The sequence below is a fragment of the Variovorax sp. CF079 genome, assembly GCF_900101545.1.
In the GTDB taxonomy this organism is placed as follows: Bacteria; Pseudomonadota; Gammaproteobacteria; order Burkholderiales; family Burkholderiaceae_C; genus Variovorax.
The window spans coordinates 29377-49049 of the sequence record NZ_FMZU01000015.1 but is presented as its reverse complement, the minus strand read 5'-3'; the positions used below and the strand labels follow the sequence as shown (position 1 = coordinate 49049).

The following is a 19673-nucleotide window of genomic DNA, read 5'->3' as shown; positions in this document are numbered from 1 at the left end:
AGCCGTTCGCCCTGAGCTTGTCGAAGGGCGGCAGCACGGTGCGTGCAGGGCTAAATTCGGTCGCGCGTGGTCTGGCGATGGGTTTCGGCGTGGGTGGAAGCAAAGAACGCACGTGCGTCGCGGCCATCCTTCGCGATGCCCGCCGTGAGGGCCTCGAGGCTGGTGTAGCGCAATTCGTCGTGCAGTTTGTGCAGCAGTTCCACGCGCACGATTTTACCGTAGGCCCCTTCCGCGCCGAGGTGGGCCGGCCAATCGAGGCAATGGGTCTCCAAGAGCACCCGGCCGGCGTTGACATCGTTGGCGTCGAGCGAGGGACGCACGCCGAGGTTGGCGACGCCATGCAGTGGTGCATCGCCGAGACCGTGCACCAGCACCGCGAAGATGCCGCTGGCGGCCGGCTTCCAGTGCTTGAAGCGCAGGTTGAGGGTGCGGAAGCCGTCGTCGCGGCCGGGCTCCGAGGCGCCCAGCGCGCGGCCGAGCTTGCGGCCGTGCACCACATGGCCGGAGATCGCATAGGGCCGGCCGAGCAGGGCCTGCACGTCACCCATCCGGCCTTCGGCCAGCGCCTCGCGCACGGCGGAGCTCGAGACGCGCAGGCCGTGCACTTCGTAGCTCATCATCCGCGCCACGTCGAAGCCATGCCGGTCGCCGGCTTGGTCGAGCATCGCGTAGTCGCCGGCGCGCTTGGCGCCGAAACGGAAGTCGTCGCCGACCAGCACGTAGCGCACGCCCAAGCCCTCGATCAGCACGTGCTGGATGAATTCGTCGGGGGTCTGCGAGGCGAGGCGGGCATCGAAAGGCAGCACGATGGTCTGTGCCACGCCGCTGGCCGCCAGCTCGCTGAGCTTGTCGCGCAGCGTGCCGATGCGCGCCGGCGCCAGTTCGGGTCGCTTGTTGACGGCGGCGAAGTAGTCGCGCGGATGCGGCTCGAAGGTCAGCACGCAGCTGGGCAGCCCGCGCAGGCGCGCCTCGGTGTTGAGCAGCCCCAGCATGGCCTGGTGGCCACGGTGCACGCCGTCGAAATTGCCAATGGTCAGGGCGCAGGCCGGAGCCACACCCGGATGCCTGAAACCCCGGAAAACCTGCATCGGTTGATATCTTTTTGATAGCGCTTTGCGCCCGCCGAATGGGCCCATTCGGGGCTTTTTGTCACAAAGCCGGTATATTGTGACGCAGTGCGTCATCCGCAAGCCCTCCGGCAGGCGTGATGGCCTGGTCTTTCCGTGGTTCTTCTTTTGTCGAGGAGGCGTGTGGTGAAGGTCTTGAAGTTGTCGGCCCAAGGGCTGCCCCAATCGTGGATTTCGCTCGAACAGGCGGTGATCCACTACGCGGCGGACGAAGTGCGTTGGGAAGTCGGCGCGCAGGTCGCGCTGTTCCGCGGGGGCCACAACGCGATCACGGGCGAGCAGTCGCAGATCGCGGTCAACAGCATCATCGGCACCAAGGGCGTGCCGCGCATCAACCCCTTCACGCAGCGCCCCGGCCTCACCAACAGCAAGCTGTTCGCACGCGACCGCAACGTCTGCGCCTATTGCGGCGGCCACTTCCACGAGGAAGAACTCACGCGCGAGCACATCATCCCGTTCGCGCAGAACGGCATCGACACCTGGATGAACGTGGTCACGGCCTGCAAGCCCTGCAACCACCGCAAGAGCAGCCGCACGCCCGAGCAGGCCAACATGCCGCTGCTCTACGCGCCTTACGTGCCCAGCCTGTGGGAAGACTTCATCCTGCGCAACCGCCGCATCCTGGCCGACCAGATGGAGTTCCTGATGGCGCACTTGCCGCACAGCTCGCGGCTGCACGGCTAGCGCCGGGCCGATCTCGATCTGCTAGTAGGTCAGCTCGAGCACGCTGACATCGCCCTGTGCCGCCGGCCAGCTCTGGCCGGCCACGCGTTCGCCATTGAACTCGGCCACGACGCTGCGCAGCGCATCACTTGAAAGCTTGAGCTTCGAGCTCGACACGCCCGCGCCCTGCGGCGGCACCCCGGGCAGCGTGGCCTGGCCGTCGAAGCGCATGGCGTCGCGCTGGGCATCGAAATAGCCGCGCGGCCGCGTGAAGACGACCAGCGCCTTGGCGTCGCGATCGGCTTCGGCGATGCGCTCGGGCCGCAACTGCACCACGGCGCTCGAACGCGGGAAGGGACTGCGGTAGATGTGCGTGGTGGCATAGCCCGGCGCGCTCAGCACGAATTCGTAGGCCGTGGCCGGTTGCGCGTTGAAGGGGCCCCAGCGGCCGTCCTGCGCGATGGTCTGCTCCCACGCGGCTGCGCCGCGGCGTGCGCCGGTCGCGGTATCGACCGCGAAGATCGCGAGCCGGGCGCCGGCGAACGGCAGGTTGTTGACGAAGGTGCCGCTCGCGGGATGGAGCGGATCGAGCCCCAGGCCCGTGACCTTGCCCGACAGCGTGATCGTCGATTCGGCCACCGGCTGCAGCGTGCGCGGGGCCTCGCCGGTCAGGAAGCGCCAGCCCGCATCGAAGGCGGCCGGCGAGAACGAAGTTTCGCGATGGTCGACGCGCGGAAGCGCCACGTTGGTCGCGCCTTTGAGCGCCGGACCGTCGAAGCCGATGTTCGTGGGCGTGCCCTTGGCGCCGATCCACACGCCGTCGGGCTGTGCGTACTTGTCGTTGTTGTCGGAGCGCACGGTCAGCCACTTCACGCCCGGCGTGACCTCGTCGCCGGCCCCGTTCTTCGGTGCGTTGAGCCGCTGCATGAAGGGGCTCAGGCCGGAAAACTCGTTGCCCTCGCGCAGCCCCTTGACGGCCCAGATGCCGTGCGCCGGGTTGCCGCCCAGTACCACGTGGCTCACGACCTGGTCGCCACCGCCGTTCTGCACGTAGTTGCGGATCGTGTTGCCGCCGCGCGAGTTGCCGATCAGGACGACCTTGCTGGCGCCCGTGGTCTTCAGCACGCGCTCGACCTCCGCTTTCAGGAAGGCCATCGACTCGGCGGTCGAACTGCGCCCCGGCTGCGCCACCGCATCGTCGTCGCGCGCCAGCGGAAAGGGCTGGTCGACCGTGAAGAGCCGTTCGCGCGGCCAGCCGTTCGATTCGAAGCGCCACAGCGTCGTCTGCCACAGTGCGGCGGAGTCGCCGTTGCCGTGCATGAACACGATCGGCGGCCGCTCGCTGGAAAGAGGCGCGGTGTTGCAGGCGGCGAGCATGGTCGTGGCGAGGCAGAGGGCGATCAGATGACGGCGAGTGTGCATGTGGGCAGGCTCCAATACAAAAAAGCGCCCGCGAGCGCAGGGCTGGCGGGCGCGGTGCTATCGGGAAAAGATAGCAGTTCCGTGTGTCAGGCGAAGACGCCGGCGGTGTCCTGCATGCGCGACGATACCTCGCCCAGGTGGTGCAGCGTATCGCCGAAGCTCATCTCCAGCTGCGTCAGCTTCCTGAAGTAGTGGCTCCCGATGTACTCGTCGGTCACGCCGATGCCGCCGTGCAGTTGCACCGACTGCTGGCTGATGAAGCGCATCGACACGCCCAGCTGGTACTTGGCGCGCGCGGCGCCCTGGCGGCGCTCGGCGGCCGGTGCGTTGAGTTTCAGGGTTGCGTAGTAGCTCATGGAGCGCGCGAGTTCGAGCTGCATCTTCATGTCGGCCACGCGGTGGCGCAGGGCCTGGAAGCTCGCGATCGCCACGCCGAATTGCTTGCGCGTGTTCATGTACTCGACCGTGAGGGCGAGCGTCTTGTCCATTACGCCAACGGCTTCGGCGCAGGCCGCGGCGATGCCGATGTCGACCGCGTGTTCGAGTGCGGGCAGGCCATCTTTCGTGATGAGGGTAGCGGCGGCCTTGTCGAACACGACTTCGGCGGCGCGGCTGCCGTCCTGCGTGCCGTAGCCGCGTGCGGCCACGCCGTCTTCGGAACGCGGGACGAGAAAGAGCGCGATCCTGCCGTCCAACTGCGCGGGGACGATGAAGGCATCGGCCTCGTCGCCGGCCGGCACCACGCTCTTGCTGCCGTTCAGGCGATAGCCATCGCCGTCCTTGACCGCGCTGGCCTCGCAGACGTCGAGTCGATAGCGCGCCTTGCGTTCCTGGTGTGCGAGCACGACCAGGGCCTGTCCGCCTGCGATGCGCGGCAGCCAGCTGTCCTTGGTGTCCTCGTCGGCATGCGCTGCGAGCACGGCACCGGCGATGAAGGACTGGGCGAGCGGCTCCAGCACGATGCCGCGCCCCAGCTCCTCCATCACGACCATGCCCTCGACCGGCCCCATGCCGAGGCCGCCCTCGTCTTCGGGAATGTAGAGACCGCACAGGCCCAGTTCGGCCAGCTCGTCCCAGGCTTCGCGCGAGAAGCCGCCGGCGGCCTCGATGCCGCGGCGGCGCTCGAAGCCGTAGCCTTTTTCGACCCACTTGGCGACGGCGTCGCGAAGCTGTTGCTGGTCATCGCTGAAATTGAAGTCCATTGTCTTGATCCTTGATGCCTGCGTTCAGCCCAGAACGGTCTGGGCGACGATGTTGCGTTGCACCTCGTTGCTGCCGCCGTAGATGGTGGTCTTGCGCATGTTGAAGTAGGTCGTCGCGAGCGGCGCCACTTCGGCGTGGCCGCCGGGGAAGTCGCCTTGCCAGCCGGCTGCCATGGCTTCGCGGATCAGCGGCAGCGCGAAGGGGCCCGCCGCCAGCATCATGAGTTCGGAATAGCGCTGCTGGATCTCGCTGCCCTTGATCTTGAGCAGGCCCGCGATGTCGAGCGAGTTCTTGCCCGAGGTGGCGGCCGAGAGCACGCGCAGCACCAGCATCTCCAAAGCGATCACGTCGACCTCGAGCTTGGCGATCTCGTCGCGGAAGCGCTGGTCTTCCCAAACGCCCTCGCGTTTGGCAATGCGCTTCAGGCGCTCCAGCTCGCGCTTGGCGCGGTTCGCATCGGCGATGTTGGTGCGTTCGTGCGAGAGCAGATGCTTGGCGTAGGTCCAGCCCTTGTTTTCTTCGCCGATCAGGTTCTCGGCCGGCACTTCGACGTTGTCGAACCAGACTTCGTTGACCTCATGGCTGCCGTCGAGCAGCTTGATCGGTCGCACCGTGACGCCGGGTGACTTCATGTCGATCAGCAGGAAGCTGATGCCGGTCTGCGGCTTGCCCTCGTTGCTGGTGCGCACCAGGCAGAAGATCCATTCGCCGTACTGGCCGAGCGTGGTCCAGGTTTTCTGGCCGTTGACGATGTACTTGTCACCCTTTCGTTCGGCCTTGGTCTTCACCGAAGCGAGGTCGGAACCCGAGCCGGGCTCGCTGTAGCCCTGGCTCCACCAGACCTCGCCGCTTGCGATGCCGGGCAGGAAGCGCTTCTGCTGCTCGGCATTGCCGAAGGCCTGGATCACCGGCGCCACCATGACCGGACCGAAGGGGACGATGCGCGGCGCGCCGGCCAGCGCGGTTTCTTCCTCGAACAGGTGCTTCTGGATCGCGCTCCAGCCGGGGCCGCCGAATTCGGTCGGCCAGCCGTAGCCCAGCCAGCCCTTCTTGCCGAGGATCTTGGCCCAGCGCTGCAAGTCTTCGCGCGTGAGTTCCAGTGCGTTGTGCACCTTGTGGGAGATGTCTTGGGGAAGGTTGTCTTTGACCCAGGCGCGAATCTCTTCGCGGAACTTCTGTTCTTCGGGCGTGAAGCTCAAATCCATGCTTGCCTCGCTGTGTTGATCGAGCGCCGCGGAGGCGGCGCGTCCGTCGGACCGATTGGTTTTAGCACGGTCGTGCTAGTTCGCGGTGTCCGCGCCGCGACAAATGGGATCGGGGGAAACGAGCACAGATAATCCCGCCTCCCATGAAGAACATCGTGATCCTGATCTCCGGCAGCGGCTCCAACATGGCGGCCATCGTGCATGCCGCCGCGCGTGAGCGCTGGGCGCAGCGCTTCGGTGCGCGCGTCGCAGCGGTCATCAGCAACAAGGCGGGGGCGCCGGGTCTCGCTTTGGCGCAGGCGCAAGGCATCGCGACCGCGGTGATCCCGCACCAGGACTTCGCCACCCGCGAGGCCTTCGATGCGGCGTTGGCCGATGCCGTCGATGCGCATGCGCCGGCGCTGGTGGTGCTTGCGGGATTCATGCGCATCCTCACGCCGGGCTTCGTGGCCCGCTATGAAGGGCGGCTGATCAACATCCATCCTTCGCTGCTGCCGGCCTTTCCGGGGCTGCATACTCACCGCCGCGCGATCGAGGCGGGCTGCCGGGTGGCAGGCGTGACGGTGCACCAGGTGACGGTCGAGCTCGACCATGGGCCGATCCTCGCGCAGGCGGTGGTACCGGTCCTGCCGGACGACACGCCCGAGACGCTTTCAGCCCGTGTGCTGGCGCAGGAACATAGGGTTTACCCGCAAGCCATTGCGGACTGGCTTGATGAAACAAAATGACACAATCTGGTTTTCCCCGCTCGGAGAATCGTTTGTGAGAAGCCGTCACCTGTTGCTGTCCGCGCTGGCTGCCGCCGCGCTGTTGTCCGGCTGCGCCACTCCTGCACCTGCGCCCGCTCCGGCGCCAGCGCCCGCACCGGTGGCTGCCGCCCCGGCGCCCGCGCCGCAAGCGCAATGCAACGCCGACGGCGCCAAGTTCGCGATCGGCCAACCCGCCTCGGCGCAGCTCGAGGCCGCGGCCCGCGTCCGCGCCGGCGCTGAGAGTGTGCGCATCCTCACGCCCAACCAGGCGGTCACGATGGAATTCAACGCGGTCCGGCTCAACCTCGTCGTCGATGCGCGCAACCGCGTGACGGCGGTGCGCTGCGGCTGAAGGTCGTTCTGGCTTTCCTCTAGCCGAGCTTGACGAAACGCAACTGTGGCAAGCCGTCGATCTCCACGGTCTCGCCGAACATCGCCGCCGGGCGTACCCACAGCCCGCGCGCGCCGTAGAGCGCTCGATACAGCGTCATCGGCTCCAGCGTCTCGCTGTGGCGCACGGTGCCGAGCACTTCGTATTCGCCGCCCTTGTAATGCCGGTAGCGGCCGGGCGGTGTTTCGATCAGGGGCGGAAGGTCGTCGTCGGTCACGCTGGGCATTGTCCTCAAGGGATTGAAAGGTCGAGATGGATCGAGCCGATTTTGTTCATCTGGTCCGATTGAGCGAGCATGCCAGCGCGGACGACAGCAACGGCTACCGGCGCGGCGTCGCTGCTTTCGCCGCACTGGGCTATCTGTGGGTGATTGCATGCCTGGCGCTCGCGGTCGGCATCATCGCCTGGGTCGTTGCGTCGATGGGGCAGGGGCGCTTCAATTTCACGCGCGGCTGGCTTCTGCTCTTCGCGCTGGGCCTGCTGTGGGCCACGCTGCGTGCGCTGTGGGTGCGCTTCGACGAGCCCGAGGGCGTGCAGCTTGCGCGCGAGGATGCGCCGGCGCTTTTCGAGGCACTCGACCGCATCCGACAGAAGATCGATGGCCCGCCGGTCCATCACGTCTACCTCGACAGCGAGTTCAACGCCAGCATCCGCCAGCTGCCGCGCTTCGGTCTCTTCGGGGGTGCGGTCAACTACCTGAGCGTCGGATTGCCGCTCCTGATGGCGCTGGACAAGCGGCGCCTGCTGTCGGTGCTGGCGCACGAGTACGGCCACCTGCGCGGGAACCACGGCAAGCTGAGCGCCTGGATCTACCGCACGCGCTTGTCCTGGCTCAAGCTCGATGCCAGCCTGCAGAACGACGAGGGCGTGATGGCGCTGGCCTCGCAGGCCTTTTTTCGCTGGTACTTCCCGCGCTTCGCCGCCAAGACCTTTGCGCTGGCGCGGCAGGACGAGTACGAAGCCGACCGTGTCTCGGCCCGCCTGCTCGGGCCCGGCGTGGCCGGTGCGGCATTGACCGAGATCGCCGTCAAGAGCACCTGGTATGCGGATGCCTTCTGGGCCGGGCACTGGGCGCGCGCTGCCCAGGAGCCGTTGCCGGCCGGGCCCTTCTCCGCGATGGAAGCCCAGCTCTGCGCGCCCGTCGCTCCCGATCTGGCGCGCGAGGCGCTGCGCAGCGCGCTGCGGCGTGTGAGCGATGTCGACGACACCCATCCGGTGCTGCGCGACCGGCTCGAAGCGCTCGATGAGAAGGCCGCGCTGCCGGTCTGGTCGACGAAGTCGGCGCTCGAATTGCTGGCCGACAAGGCGAAATGGATCGCGTACTTCGATGGGGAATGGCGCCGCACGCATGCGAGCGACTGGAAGCAGCATCACGCCTACCTCGCACGCGTGCGGGAACGCGTCGCCGCGCTGGCCGGCAGCGCCGGACGCAACAACGCCGACGAGATGGTCGAGTGGGCCGATTGCGAGCGCCGTATCAATGCAGTCGCCGATGTGCGCGGCCGCTACGAACGCGCGTTGCAGATCACGGCGGACCACCCGGGCGCGCTGCGCGGCCTGGCGCAGACGCTCCCGCCCAAGGATCGGGCTGCGCGCCTTGCCGTGCTGGAGCGGCTCCACGCGTCGAGCACCGCGAGCCGCTGGTGGGCCGCCAAGACCGCCGTCGCGCTGCTCGAGGATCCCGATGCCGGGCCGCACGACGAGCCCGCGCTCAAACTGTGGCGCGAGCGGGCCAAGGCGGCCGAGGCGGCCGAGCAGCGCGCCTGGGAGGAGATCACCAGTACGCCCTTCTTCAGCCAGATCGCGCGCCATGACCTGAGCGAGTTCGAGCTCGGCGAGTTGAGAGCCGACCTGGTCCGTTGCAGCCCGATCTCGCGGGCCTGGCTGGTACGCAAAAACTTGCGCGAATTCCCATGGCGCCGCGCCTACGTCGTATTCGTCGAACTGCCGGGGCTGCCCGACGAGGAGCGCTGGAACCTGTGCCGCCAGCTCGAGCAGACCTTGAGCCTGCCCGGCGCCGCGCTGGTGCTGTGGGCCGGGCATTCGCCCACCCTCGCGGAAATCGAGCGTCAGGCCTTCGGGCCGGTCTGGACGCGCACGGCCGGCTGAGACAATGGGGCATGCACCCCAAAGCCCTTCTCGAGGCCTGCGCCGATCTGGTCGGCCTCGTCCTGAAATTCGATCACCCTGCCGACCAGGTCGTTTCCCGCTTCTTCCGTGAGCACCGCGAGTTCGGACCGCGCGAGCGCGCCACGCTGGCCGAGACGGTCTACACCGTGTTGCGCAAGAAGCTCCTCTTCGATCATCTGTCGCCCTCCGGCAGCGGGCCGAAGGAACGGCGCATGGCCATCCTCGGATTTCACGGTCCGCGCGATTTCCTGAAGAGCGCGCTCAGCGATGTCGAAAAGCGCTGGCTCGACAACTGCGACGCCGTCAAACCCGACGACCTGCTGGAGCGCCATCGCCACAACCTGCCCGAATGGCTGGTGGCGCCACTCAAGGCACAGCTGGGCGACGGATTCTGGCCGTTGGTGGAAAGCCTGCAGCAGCCCGCGCCGCTCGACCTGCGGGTCAATGCGCTCACCGACAAGCGGCCCGATGTGCAGAAAGAGCTTGCGCTGGCCGCCATCAAGGCGGTCGCGACGCCGTTCTCGCCCTGGGGCCTGCGCATCGACGGCAAGCCCGCGCTCGCGAAGCTCGATGCTTTCGCGCGCGGCGCGGTCGAGGTGCAGGACGAGGGCTCGCAGCTGCTGGCGCTGCTGCTCGATGCCAAGCGCGGCGAAATGGTGGTGGACTTCTGCGCCGGCGCGGGCGGCAAGACGCTTGCCATCGGGGCCACGATGCGCAACACCGGCCGGCTCTACGCCTTCGACACCTCGGCGCACCGGCTCGATGCGCTCAAGCCGCGCCTAGCGCGCAGCAAGCTCTCGAACGTGCATCCCGCCGCCATCGCCCACGAGCGCGACGAGCGCATCAAGCGCCTGGCCGGCAAGATCGACCGGGTGCTGGTCGATGCGCCATGCTCGGGCCTGGGCACGCTGCGGCGCAATCCGGACCTCAAGTGGCGGCAGTCGCCGAAGTCGGTCGAGGAATTGACAGCGAAGCAGACGGCGATTCTTCAGAGCGCCGCGCGGCTCGTGAAATCGGGCGGCCGCCTTGTCTACGCCACCTGCAGCGTGCTGCCGGAGGAAAACGAGGCCATCGCCGAGGCCTTTGGCGCCGCCAACCCGGATTTCGAGCCGCAGGACGCCGTGGAAGTGCTGAGTGGCCTGAAGGTCGCGGGCGCCGAAGGCCTCGGTGCCGGCGGCGAAGGCGGCAAGCGCTATCTGCGCCTCTGGCCGCACCGTCATGCCACCGATGGTTTCTTTGCCGCGGTCTGGAGCCGGAAGTAGGCAAGAAGACCCAAAGAAGAGCGATAACTTGCGCTCGATCGAGGATTTAGCCCCCTTTTCGGGGCCGAAGCCTTAAAATCACAGGTTACCTGAAGGCTGCACCTTCGTGCGGCCATGGAGTACCGAACTCAATGTTGCTTCCTGACTCTGCCGTTCTGAGCGCGGCCATCGAATGGCTCGGACACGGCTTGTGGGATCTCGCGTGGTGGCAAGTCGTGCTGTACACGCTGTTCACCACGCACATCACGATCGCCGCGGTCACGATCTTCCTGCACCGCACGCAGACGCACCGGGCCATGGATCTGGGCCCGATTCCTTCGCATTTCTTCCGTTTCTGGCTCTGGCTGGGCACCGGCATGGTGACCAAGGAGTGGGTGGCGATCCACCGCAAGCACCACGCCAAGTGCGAAACCGAAGAAGACCCGCACAGCCCGCAGGTCCGGGGCATCGACGAAGTGCTGTGGCGCGGCGCCGAGCTCTATCGCGCCGAGTCGAAGAACAAGGAAACGATGGAGCGCTACGGCCATGGCACGCCGGACGACTGGCTCGAGCGCAACCTCTATTCGCGCTACAGCTGGCAGGGCGTGGGCCTGATGCTGGTGCTCAACCTGGCGCTCTTCGGCACGCTCGGGATGGCCGTGTGGGCGGTCCAGATGCTCTGGATCCCGATCACGGCGGCCGGCGTGATCAACGGCATCGGCCACTACTGGGGCTACCGCAACTTCGAGGCGCCCGACGCCAGCCGCAACATCATGCCCTGGGGCCTGATCATTGGTGGCGAAGAATTGCACAACAACCATCACACGTACCCGACCTCGGCGAAGTTCTCCGTCAAGAAGTACGAGTTCGACATCGGCTGGGTCTACATCCGCTTGATGCAGAAGCTCGGCTGGGCCAAGGTCAAGAAGGTGCCGCCGAAGATGCAGCTGGGCGACATCCAGCCGGTGGCCGACCAGAAGACCCTCGAGGCTGTCATCGCCAATCGTTACGAAGTGATGGCCGGCTATGCGCGCGAAATGCGCCGTGCCACCAAGGCAGAGCTGGCGTCGCTGAAGGCCAAGGGTGCCGATCTGTCGGTGCTGAAGGCCGCCAAGCGTTGGTTGCACCGCGACGACGACAAGGTGCCCGCTGCAGCCCGTTCAAACCTGGTGCAGGCACGTGCTGCGCACCCGGTGCTCGACAAGATGGTGACGATGCGCGAAGAACTTCGCCAGCTGTGGCTCAACACCTCGCAGTCGCGCGAGCAACTGGCCGCCGATCTGGCTGCCTGGTGCCACCGTGCCGAAGCCAGCGGCATCGCAGGGTTGCGTGAGTTCTCCACCCGCCTGCGCGCGGCGCGCGCCTGACGGGCAACCTTTTGCCTCGATCCAAAGCCGGCCTGCGGGCCGGCTTTTTCTTGGGCAACAAAAAACCCGCTGGATCGCAGCGGGTTTTTTGTTTGAAGCCAGCCGAATTACTTCAGCTTGATTTCCTTGTACTCGACGTGCTTGCGCGCCTTCGGGTCGAACTTCATGATCGACATCTTTTCGGGCATCGTCTTCTTGTTCTTGCTGGTCGTGTAGAAATGGCCGGTACCCGCGGTGGATTCCAGCTTGATCTTTTCGCGTCCGCCTTTGCTCGTTGCCATGGTTCAGCTCCTTAAGCTTGGCCGCGTGCACGCAGGTCTGCGAGCACGGCGTCGATGCCGTTCTTGTCGATCAGGCGCAAAGCGGCGCTCGAAACACGCAGGCGCACCCAGCGATTTTCGGTCTCGACCCAGAAACGGCGGTATTGCAGGTTCGGCAGGAACCGGCGCTTGGTTTTGTTGTTGGCGTGGGAAACGTTGTTTCCGACCATCGGGCCTTTGCCCGTTACATCGCATACGCGTGCCATGTGGACACTCTTTCTTGAACAGCTGGCACCGTGCGCAAGGTGATTGCGGGGTGGGTTGCAGCTTGACCTCGCCAGAAACGGGTGGCGGTACCCCGGCTTGCCGTGAGTTCCGGGCCCTCGAGAACAAGGGCCGAATTCGGCAAAGCCTGAGATTATAGCCTCATCCGCTCTATGAGTTGTTCAAAGCGTGCCGTCCTGCTCCAGGAAACGCTGGGCATCGAGCGCCGCCATGCAGCCGGTGCCCGCACTGGTGATGGCCTGGCGGTAGACGTGGTCCTGCACGTCGCCGGCCGCGAAAACGCCCGGAACGCTGGTCATGGTCGCAAAGCCCTGAAGGCCCGAGCGGGTGAGGATGTAGCCGTCCTTCATCTCGACCTGGCCCTGAAAGATGTCGGTGTTCGGGTGGTGGCCGATGGCGATGAAGCAGCCCTTGAGATCGATCTGCTCGGTCGCGCCGGTCTGGGTGTTCTTGAGGCGGATGCCGGTCACGCCCGTGTCGTCGCCCAGCACCTCGTCCAGCGTGTTGTGCACCCTGAGCTCGATCTTCCCTTCGGCGGCCTTTTCGTGGAGCTTGTCGATCAGGATCGGCTCGGCGCGGAACTTGTCGCGGCGATGCACCAGCGTCACCTTCTTGGCGATGTTCGAGAGATAGAGCGCCTCTTCGACCGCGGTATTGCCGCCGCCGACCACGCAGACTTCCTGGTCGCGGTAGAAGAAGCCGTCGCAGGTCGCGCAGCCCGAGACGCCGCGGCCCATGAAGTGCTGTTCGGAGTCGAGCCCGAGGTACTTGGCCGAAGCGCCGGTGGCGATCACGAGCGCATCGCAGGTGTAGGTGCCGCTGTCGCCGGTCAGGGCGAAGGGGCGCTTGCTCAGGTCGACCTTGTTGATGTGATCGAACACGATCTCCGTCTTGAAGCGTTCGGCGTGCTCCAGGAAGCGCTGCATGAGGTCAGGGCCCTGTACGCCATGCACATCGGCCGGCCAGTTGTCGACGTCGGTGGTCGTCATGAGCTGGCCGCCCTGGGCGATGCCGGTGATCAACATGGGTTGGAGGTTGGCGCGGGCCGCATAGACGGCGGCGGTATAACCGGCCGGGCCGGAGCCCAGAATAAGAACCTTCGCGTGGCGTGGGGAGGACGACATGAGTAGAAAACCTAGGATTGACGCTGCATCAGCGTGTACATTTTCAGGGTGATAGATATGGAGTATCACCGTTCGGTTCAAGACCGGGCGTGGGGTGTTTTCAATGCGTGCGATTGTATTAATGCATGGGCTTGTCGATCGCGCGGTAATCCGGGGATTGATGAATGTCGATGCTGTCCAATCTTGAATTGCTCCGCCGCGTGCCACTGTTCGCTGCGTTGACGCCAACACAGTCTGCGAGCATCGCCGATGCGATCATCAAGAAGCGCTTCAAGCGCGCCGAGGCAGTGGTCGAACAAGGGAAGAAGTCGGACGCGCTCTACATCATCCTGACCGGCCGGGCCCGGGTCATGAGCACGGACAGCCGCGGCCGCGAAGTCATCCTCGCGACGCTGCATCCCGGCGACTACATCGGCGAGATGAGCATGATCGACGACGAGCCGCACTCCGCCACCGTGCGCACCGAGGTCCAGACCGACGTGCTGATGCTCGGGCGCGAAGCCTTTGCGCGTTGCCTGCCCGAGAACTCATCGATGTCCTACAACATCATGCGGGGCCTCGTTGCGCGGCTGCGCCACGCGGATCGCAAGATCGAATCGTTGGCGCTGATGGACGTCTATGGCCGCGTGGCCCGCTCGCTGCTCGAGTTCGCGGTCGACGACGGCGCCGGCAATCTCAAGGTGCGCGACAAGATCTCGCGCCAGGATCTGGCCAAGATGGTCGGCGCTTCGCGCGAGATGGTGAGCCGGGTCATGAAGGACCTCGAGGAGCGCGGCTTCGTCCAGACGCAGCCCGACGGCTCGATGATCGTCAAGGAACGGCTCTCATCGCTTGCCTGACCATCCGGCCGGCAGCGCCAGAGCGCGCCGACCCCTGCATCGCCGGCCCTGACAACGCGGCCGCGATCGTTTTCGTTGTAGTTTCTGCAAGTCGTCTGCCCGTTGCCGCGGGCCGGTGGCCGTGTCTGCCATGACCTATTCGCTCAATACCCTTCAATCGTCCTCATCGGCCGAGTCGCAGCCGGTGCGCTTGCGTGCCATGCGCTTCGCGCACGAGATCACGCTGATCGCCGGCTTCGTCGTGCTGCTGTACTGGCTGCTCGCGATGCTGAGCTTCACGCCCTCGGATGCCGCCTGGTCCACCTCAGGCACCGGCGGCGAGATCAAGAACTGGGGCGGCCGCATCGGCGCCTGGCTGGCCGACGCCAGTTACTTTCTGGCCGGCTATTCGGTCTGGTGGTGCCTGGCGGCCGGCTTGCGCGTGTGGCTGTCCTCGCTGGCCGGTTGGCTCCGCGGCGGCGATCCGGCGCCGGCCGATCAGGCGCCGCGGGGGCGCTTCAACCGCAGCCGCCTGGCCTTCTGGTTCGGCCTGTTGCTGCTGCTGTGCGCCAGTGCAGTGCTCGAATGGTCGCGCCTTTACAGGCTGGAATTCCGCCTGCCCGGGCACGGCGGCGGTGTGCTCGGCTACCTGGTCGGCCCGCTCAGCGTGCAGTGGATGGGCTTCACCGGCTCGGCGCTGATCGCCATCGCCGCCGGCGTCATCGGCTCGGCGCTCGTGTTCCGCTTCTCGTGGAGCCATATTGCCGAGCGCATCGGCTCTCGTCTCTACTCCTTGTTCGAGTCGCGCCGGGAGAAGCGCGAGATCGCCGAAGACATCGCGATGGGCAAGAAGGCGGTGCGCGAGCGCGAAGAGCTGGCGTCCAGCGAGCAGGGCGGCGAGCTCGAATCGGCTGACGAAGAGTTGCGCATCGTTCCCCGCACCAAGCGCCGCGCGCCTTCGCCGCCGGTGCAGATCGAACCCGCGATGACCGAGGTGCCGCGCAGCGATCGCGTGGCCAAGGAGCGCCAGAAGCCGCTGTTCCGCGAGTTGCCCGACAGCAAGCTGCCGCAGGTCGATCTGCTCGACGCGGCGCAGGGGCGCCAGGAAACCGTTTCGGCCGACACGCTCGAAATGACCTCGCGCCTGATCGAGAAAAAGCTCAAGGACTTCGGCGTCGAGGTGCGCGTGGTGCTGGCCTCGCCGGGCCCGGTGATCACGCGCTACGAAATCGAGCCGGCCACCGGCGTCAAGGGCTCGCAGATCGTCAACCTCGCGAAGGACCTGGCGCGCTCGCTGTCGCTGGTGTCGATCCGTGTGGTCGAGACCATTCCGGGCAAGAACTTCATGGCGCTCGAACTGCCCAACGCCAAGCGGCAGTCGATCAAGCTCAGCGAGATCCTCGGCTCGCAGGTCTACAACGAAGGCAAGTCGATGCTCACCATGGGCCTCGGCAAGGACATCGTCGGCAACCCGGTGGTGGCCGATCTCGCGAAGATGCCGCACGTGCTGGTGGCCGGCACCACCGGCTCCGGCAAGTCGGTCGGCATCAACGCGATGATCCTGAGCCTGCTCTACAAGGCCGAGGCGCGCGACGTGCGCCTGCTCATGATCGACCCGAAGATGCTCGAAATGTCGGTCTACGAAGGCATCCCGCACCTGCTGGCGCCCGTGGTCACCGACATGCGGCAAGCGGCTCACGGCCTCAACTGGTGCGTGGCCGAGATGGAGCGCCGCTACAAGCTCATGAGCAAGCTGGGCGTGCGCAACCTGGCGGGCTACAACACCAAGATCGACGAGGCCAAAGCGCGGGAGGAGTTCATCTACAACCCCTTCAGCCTCACGCCCGACAGCCCCGAACCGCTCGCGCGCGAGCCGCACATCGTGGTCGTGATCGACGAACTGGCCGACCTGATGATGGTGGTCGGCAAGAAGATCGAAGAGCTGATCGCCCGCCTGGCGCAGAAGGCGCGCGCCGCCGGCATCCACCTGATCCTTGCCACGCAGCGGCCCAGCGTCGACGTGATCACCGGGCTCATCAAGGCCAACATCCCGACGCGCATCGCGTTCCAGGTGTCGAGCAAGATCGACTCGCGCACCATCCTCGACCAGATGGGCGCCGAGGCGCTGCTCGGCATGGGCGACATGCTCTACATGCCGAGCGGCACCGGCCTGCCGGTGCGCGTGCACGGCGCCTTCGTGAGCGACGAGGAAGTGCATCGTGTCGTCGCTTACCTCAAGTCACAAGGGGAGCCGGACTACATCGAAGGGGTGCTCGAGGGCGGAACCGTCGACGGCGAAGGCGATCTACTGGGTGAAGGTGGCGGCAGCGGCGACGGCGAGAAGGACCCGATGTACGACCAGGCGGTCGAAGTCGTGCTCAAGAACCGCAAGGCCAGCATTTCGCTGGTGCAGCGCCACCTGAAGATCGGCTACAACCGCGCCGCGCGGCTGGTCGAGGACATGGAAAACGCCGGGCTGGTGAGCGCCATGAGCGGCAGCGGCCAGCGCGAAATTCTGGTGCCCGCACGCACCGAATGATGATGGGATCAGGGATGTCGATGAAGAAGTTGCTCGTTGGATTCGGGTTGGCCGTCGCCGCAGCCGGCGTCTGGGCCGGCGGTATGGAAAGCCTCGAAGCCTTCGTGAAGAACGTCAAGTCGGGCCGCGCCGAATTCACGCAGACCGTGACCGCGCCAGCCAAGGACGGCCAGGCCGTGCGCGCCAAGGTGTCGAGCGGCACCTTCGAATTCCAGCGGCCCGGCAGGTTCAAGTTCGACTACAAGAAGCCCTTCGCGCAAAGCATCGTGGCCGATGGCGAGACGCTCTGGCTCTACGACGCCGATCTGAACCAGGTCACGCAGCGCAAGCAGTCGCAGGCGCTCGGCTCGACGCCGGCCGCGCTGATTGCCGCCGCGCCCGATCTGCGCGCGCTGCAAGCCGATTTCGCGCTCGAGGCGGCCCCCGAGCGCGACGGACTGCAATGGGTCAAGGCCAGCCCCAAGAACAAGGAGGGGCAATTGCAGAACGTCCAGGTGGGCTTTCAGGGCGATGCGCTGGCGGCGCTCGAGATCCTCGACAGCTTCGGCCAGCGCTCTGTGTTGAAGTTCAACAAGGTCGAGGTGAATCCTGCGTTGCCCGCAGCCACCTTCCAGTTCAAGACCCCGGCCGGCGCCGACGTGATCAGGCAATAGCGCCGGGCGGCGGGCTTCCATGGCCACCTCCACCCACCAGCCCCTGGCCGAACGCCTGCGACCCAAGACCCTGGGCGAGGTCATCGGCCAGCAGCATCTGCTCGGCCCCGGCATGCCGCTGCGCATCGCCTTCGAGTCGGGCCAGCCGCACTCCTGCATCCTCTGGGGGCCGCCGGGCACCGGCAAGACGACCATTGCGCGGCTCATGGCCGATGCCTTCGATGCGCAGTTTCTCAGCATCAGCGCCGTGCTCGGCGGCGTGAAGGACATCCGCGATGCGGTCGAACGCGCGACGCTGGTGCGTGACGGGCTCGAGCAGCGCCGCACCATCGTCTTCGTCGACGAAGTCCACCGCTTCAACAAGAGCCAGCAGGATGCCTTCCTGCCTCATGTGGAGTCGGGCCTTTTCACCTTCATCGGCGCGACCACCGAGAACCCGTCCTTCGAGGTGAACTCTGCGCTCTTGTCGCGGGCCGCCGTGTACGTGCTGCAGCCCCTGGGCGAAGACGATCTGCGTCAGATCGTGACCCGGGCGCAGGATATCCAGGCCGTACCCGCCATCGAAGCGAAGGCCATCGACCGGCTCGTCGCCTATGCCGACGGCGATGCGAGGCGCCTGCTCAACACCCTCGAAACGCTCTCGGTCGCGGCCGGCGCCGAGAAGCTCGACGACATCACCGACGAATGGCTGTTGCGCGTGCTGGGCGAGCGCATGCGCCGCTACGACAAGGGCGGCGAGCAGTTCTACGACACCATCTCCGCGCTGCACAAGTCGGTGCGCGGCAGCGACCCCGATGCCTCGCTCTACTGGTTCGTGCGCATGCTCGACGGCGGCGCCGATCCGCGCTACATGGCGCGCCGGCTGGTACGCATGGCCAGCGAAGACATCGGCCTGGCCGACCCGCGCGCATTGCGGCTGGCGCTCGATGCGGCCGAGGTCTATGAGCGGCTCGGCTCGCCCGAGGGCGAGCTGGCGCTGGCCGAATGCGTGGTTTACCTCGCGATCGCACCGAAGTCGAATGCGGTCTACCAGGCCTACAACGAGGTCCGGGCCCTCATCAAGACCGACGGCACGCGCCCGGTGCCGATGCACCTGCGCAATGCGCCGACGCGGCTCATGAAAGAACTCGACTACGGCAAGGGCTATCGCTACGCGCACGACGAGGAGGGAGGCTTCGCGGCCGGCGAGCGCTATCTGCCCGATGGCCTCGATCCGCCGCCTTTCTACCGACCCGTCGAGCGCGGGCTCGAGATCCGCATCGCGGAGAAACTGCGCGAACTGCGAAGGCGAAACGAAGAGGCCGCCGGTTGATACGCGGCGCCTTCGCGCCGGTACTCCCTTGCGCCGCCGAAGCTCATTCGGTCCGCGCCAGCGGGAAAACCCCCGTCGGGTACGCACCGAAATGGCGATCCGGCATGACTACAATCCCGGCCACAAACCCGCCGTCGACACATGCTGGCGGGTTTTTTGCTAAGGGAAACCAGGGTGCCCAACCGGCGTGCCTGGTCAGTCGGGCGCCCCCCAAGGGCGTCACCATTAGAAAAAGGGAACCTCCTTATGGACATCTTGCTGCAACAGATCATCAACGGTCTGGTACTCGGCAGCATGTACGCCTTGATAGCCTTGGGCTACACCATGGTGTACGGCATCATCAACCTCATCAATTTCGCGCACGGTGAAGTGCTGATGGTCGGCGCGCTGACCAGTTGGACCATCATCGGACTCATGCAGGAATCGATGCCCGGCACGCCGGGATGGATCATCCTCATCATTGCGTTGATCATTGCCTGCGTGGTCGCCGCCACGCTCAACTTCGTCATCGAGAAAGTGGCTTACCGGCCGCTGCGCAACAGCCCGAAGCTCGCACCGCTGATCACCGCCATCGGGATGTCGATCCTGCTGCAGACGCTGGCGATGATCATCTGGAAGCCGACCAACAAGGCTTATCCCAACCTGCTGTCCACCACGCCGATCCATGTAGGCGGCGCCGTGATCTCGCCCACGCAGGTCATGATCCTGAGCGTCACCGCCTTCTGCCTGGTGGTGCTGATGTGGCTGGTCAACTACACCAAGCTCGGCCGCGCGATGCGTGCCACGGCCGAGAACCCGCGGGTTGCGGCGCTGATGGGCATCCGGCCCGACATGGTGATCTCGGCCACCTTCATCATCGGCGCGGTGCTCGCCGCGGTGGCCGGCGTGATGTACGCCTCCAACTACGGCATCGCGCAGCATGCGATGGGCTTCATTCCCGGCCTCAAGGCCTTCACGGCGGCGGTGTTCGGCGGCATCGGCAACCTCGCGGGCGCGGTGGTCGGCGGCATCCTGCTGGGGCTCATCGAAGCCATCGGCTCGGGCTACATCGGTGCGCTCACCGGCGACGTGCTCGGCAGCCACTACAGCGACATCTTTGCGTTCATCGTGCTGATCATCATGCTCACCTTGCGGCCCTCGGGCCTGCTCGGCGAGCGGGTGGCGGACCGGGCCTGAAGGAGGGA

19 protein-coding genes are annotated in these 19673 nt (G+C 66.1%); 11 read left to right on the top strand and 8 right to left on the bottom strand.

What is annotated here, in order from left to right; translation table 11 throughout:
• Window positions 1-50 precede the first annotated feature (50 nt).
• Complete coding sequence (locus BLS74_RS20255; protein ID WP_093108942.1) at window positions 51-1088, bottom strand: bifunctional riboflavin kinase/FAD synthetase; 1038 nt, start codon at window positions 1086-1088, stop codon at window positions 51-53.
• Window positions 1089-1253: 165 nt separating this feature from the next.
• Between BLS74_RS20255 and BLS74_RS20250 the strand changes: the two genes are divergently transcribed.
• Entirely contained in the window at window positions 1254-1811 is a 558-nt protein-coding gene (locus BLS74_RS20250; RefSeq protein WP_093108941.1) for an HNH endonuclease, read from the top strand.
• A gap of 21 nt (window positions 1812-1832) precedes the next feature.
• On the opposite strand, the gene BLS74_RS20245 is transcribed toward BLS74_RS20250, so the two are convergent.
• The 3 genes from BLS74_RS20245 to BLS74_RS20235 form a co-directional block, all read right to left on the bottom strand.
• Window positions 1833-3212 carry an alpha/beta fold hydrolase gene (locus tag BLS74_RS20245; RefSeq protein WP_093108940.1) on the bottom strand — a complete coding sequence of 460 codons (1380 nt, stop codon included), beginning with the start codon at window positions 3210-3212 and terminating at the stop codon, window positions 1833-1835.
• A gap of 86 nt (window positions 3213-3298) precedes the next feature.
• Window positions 3299-4414, bottom strand: coding sequence for an acyl-CoA dehydrogenase family protein (locus BLS74_RS20240; protein ID WP_093108939.1), 1116 nt, complete (start codon window positions 4412-4414; stop codon window positions 3299-3301).
• A gap of 24 nt (window positions 4415-4438) precedes the next feature.
• Entirely contained in the window at window positions 4439-5620 is a 1182-nt protein-coding gene (locus tag BLS74_RS20235; protein ID WP_093108938.1) for an acyl-CoA dehydrogenase family protein, read from the bottom strand.
• 143 nt (window positions 5621-5763) lie between these two features.
• Between BLS74_RS20235 and purN the strand changes: the two genes are divergently transcribed.
• Together purN and BLS74_RS20225 are read left to right on the top strand one after the other, a co-directional pair.
• The gene (gene purN / locus BLS74_RS20230) at window positions 5764-6348 is read left to right on the top strand and encodes a phosphoribosylglycinamide formyltransferase (protein WP_093108937.1); all 585 of its coding nucleotides are present in this window, start codon (window positions 5764-5766) and stop codon (window positions 6346-6348) included.
• Window positions 6349-6382: 34 nt separating this feature from the next.
• Window positions 6383-6721 (top strand): I78 family peptidase inhibitor, encoded by a 339-nt coding sequence (locus tag BLS74_RS20225; RefSeq protein WP_170855666.1) that lies wholly within the window; start codon window positions 6383-6385, stop codon window positions 6719-6721.
• A gap of 19 nt (window positions 6722-6740) precedes the next feature.
• Here BLS74_RS20225 and BLS74_RS20220 read toward each other — a convergent pair whose 3' ends face one another.
• A complete protein-coding gene (locus tag BLS74_RS20220) occupies window positions 6741-6977 on the bottom strand; it encodes a DUF1653 domain-containing protein (protein WP_093109080.1) in 237 nt (78 codons plus the stop codon).
• Between the two features lie 35 nt (window positions 6978-7012).
• Here BLS74_RS20220 and BLS74_RS20215 point away from each other — a divergent pair, with 35 nt between their 5' ends.
• The 3 genes from BLS74_RS20215 to BLS74_RS20205 all read left to right on the top strand — a co-directional run bounded on the left by BLS74_RS20215 (window position 7013) and on the right by BLS74_RS20205 (window position 11498).
• Complete coding sequence (locus tag BLS74_RS20215) at window positions 7013-8869, top strand: M48 family metalloprotease (protein ID WP_093108935.1); 1857 nt, start codon at window positions 7013-7015, stop codon at window positions 8867-8869.
• A gap of 11 nt (window positions 8870-8880) precedes the next feature.
• Window positions 8881-10152 carry an RsmB/NOP family class I SAM-dependent RNA methyltransferase gene (locus tag BLS74_RS20210; RefSeq protein ID WP_093108934.1) on the top strand — a complete coding sequence of 424 codons (1272 nt, stop codon included), beginning with the start codon at window positions 8881-8883 and terminating at the stop codon, window positions 10150-10152.
• A 131-nt stretch (window positions 10153-10283) separates the two neighbouring features.
• Complete coding sequence (locus tag BLS74_RS20205) at window positions 10284-11498, top strand: DesA family fatty acid desaturase (RefSeq protein WP_093108933.1); 1215 nt, start codon at window positions 10284-10286, stop codon at window positions 11496-11498.
• 107 nt (window positions 11499-11605) lie between these two features.
• Here BLS74_RS20205 and rpmG read toward each other — a convergent pair whose 3' ends face one another.
• From rpmG to trxB, 3 genes are all read right to left on the bottom strand, one after another.
• Complete coding sequence (rpmG, locus tag BLS74_RS20200) at window positions 11606-11779, bottom strand: 50S ribosomal protein L33 (protein WP_007830291.1); 174 nt, start codon at window positions 11777-11779, stop codon at window positions 11606-11608.
• Window positions 11780-11790: 11 nt separating this feature from the next.
• Window positions 11791-12024, bottom strand: a complete 234-nt coding sequence (gene rpmB / locus BLS74_RS20195; protein ID WP_007830293.1) for a 50S ribosomal protein L28 — start codon at window positions 12022-12024, stop codon at window positions 11791-11793.
• A gap of 180 nt (window positions 12025-12204) precedes the next feature.
• On the bottom strand, window positions 12205-13167 hold the full coding sequence (gene trxB, locus BLS74_RS20190; RefSeq protein WP_093108932.1) for a thioredoxin-disulfide reductase: 963 nt from the start codon (window positions 13165-13167) through the stop codon (window positions 12205-12207).
• Between the two features lie 164 nt (window positions 13168-13331).
• On the opposite strand from trxB, the gene BLS74_RS20185 reads away from it, so the two are divergent.
• The 5 genes from BLS74_RS20185 to BLS74_RS20165 all read left to right on the top strand — a co-directional run bounded on the left by BLS74_RS20185 (window position 13332) and on the right by BLS74_RS20165 (window position 19665).
• Complete coding sequence (locus BLS74_RS20185) at window positions 13332-14006, top strand: Crp/Fnr family transcriptional regulator (protein ID WP_093108931.1); 675 nt, start codon at window positions 13332-13334, stop codon at window positions 14004-14006.
• 130 nt (window positions 14007-14136) lie between these two features.
• Window positions 14137-16524: a DNA translocase FtsK gene (locus BLS74_RS20180; RefSeq protein WP_093109079.1), complete on the top strand. Its 2388-nt coding sequence runs from the start codon at window positions 14137-14139 to the stop codon at window positions 16522-16524.
• Between the two features lie 14 nt (window positions 16525-16538).
• Window positions 16539-17177, top strand: coding sequence for an outer membrane lipoprotein periplasmic chaperone LolA (gene lolA, locus BLS74_RS20175; RefSeq protein WP_093108930.1), 639 nt, complete (start codon window positions 16539-16541; stop codon window positions 17175-17177).
• Window positions 17178-17196: 19 nt separating this feature from the next.
• Window positions 17197-18489: a replication-associated recombination protein A gene (locus BLS74_RS20170; RefSeq protein WP_093108929.1), complete on the top strand. Its 1293-nt coding sequence runs from the start codon at window positions 17197-17199 to the stop codon at window positions 18487-18489.
• Between the two features lie 246 nt (window positions 18490-18735).
• Entirely contained in the window at window positions 18736-19665 is a 930-nt protein-coding gene (locus BLS74_RS20165; protein WP_093108928.1) for a branched-chain amino acid ABC transporter permease, read from the top strand.
• Window positions 19666-19673: the final 8 nt, after the last annotated feature.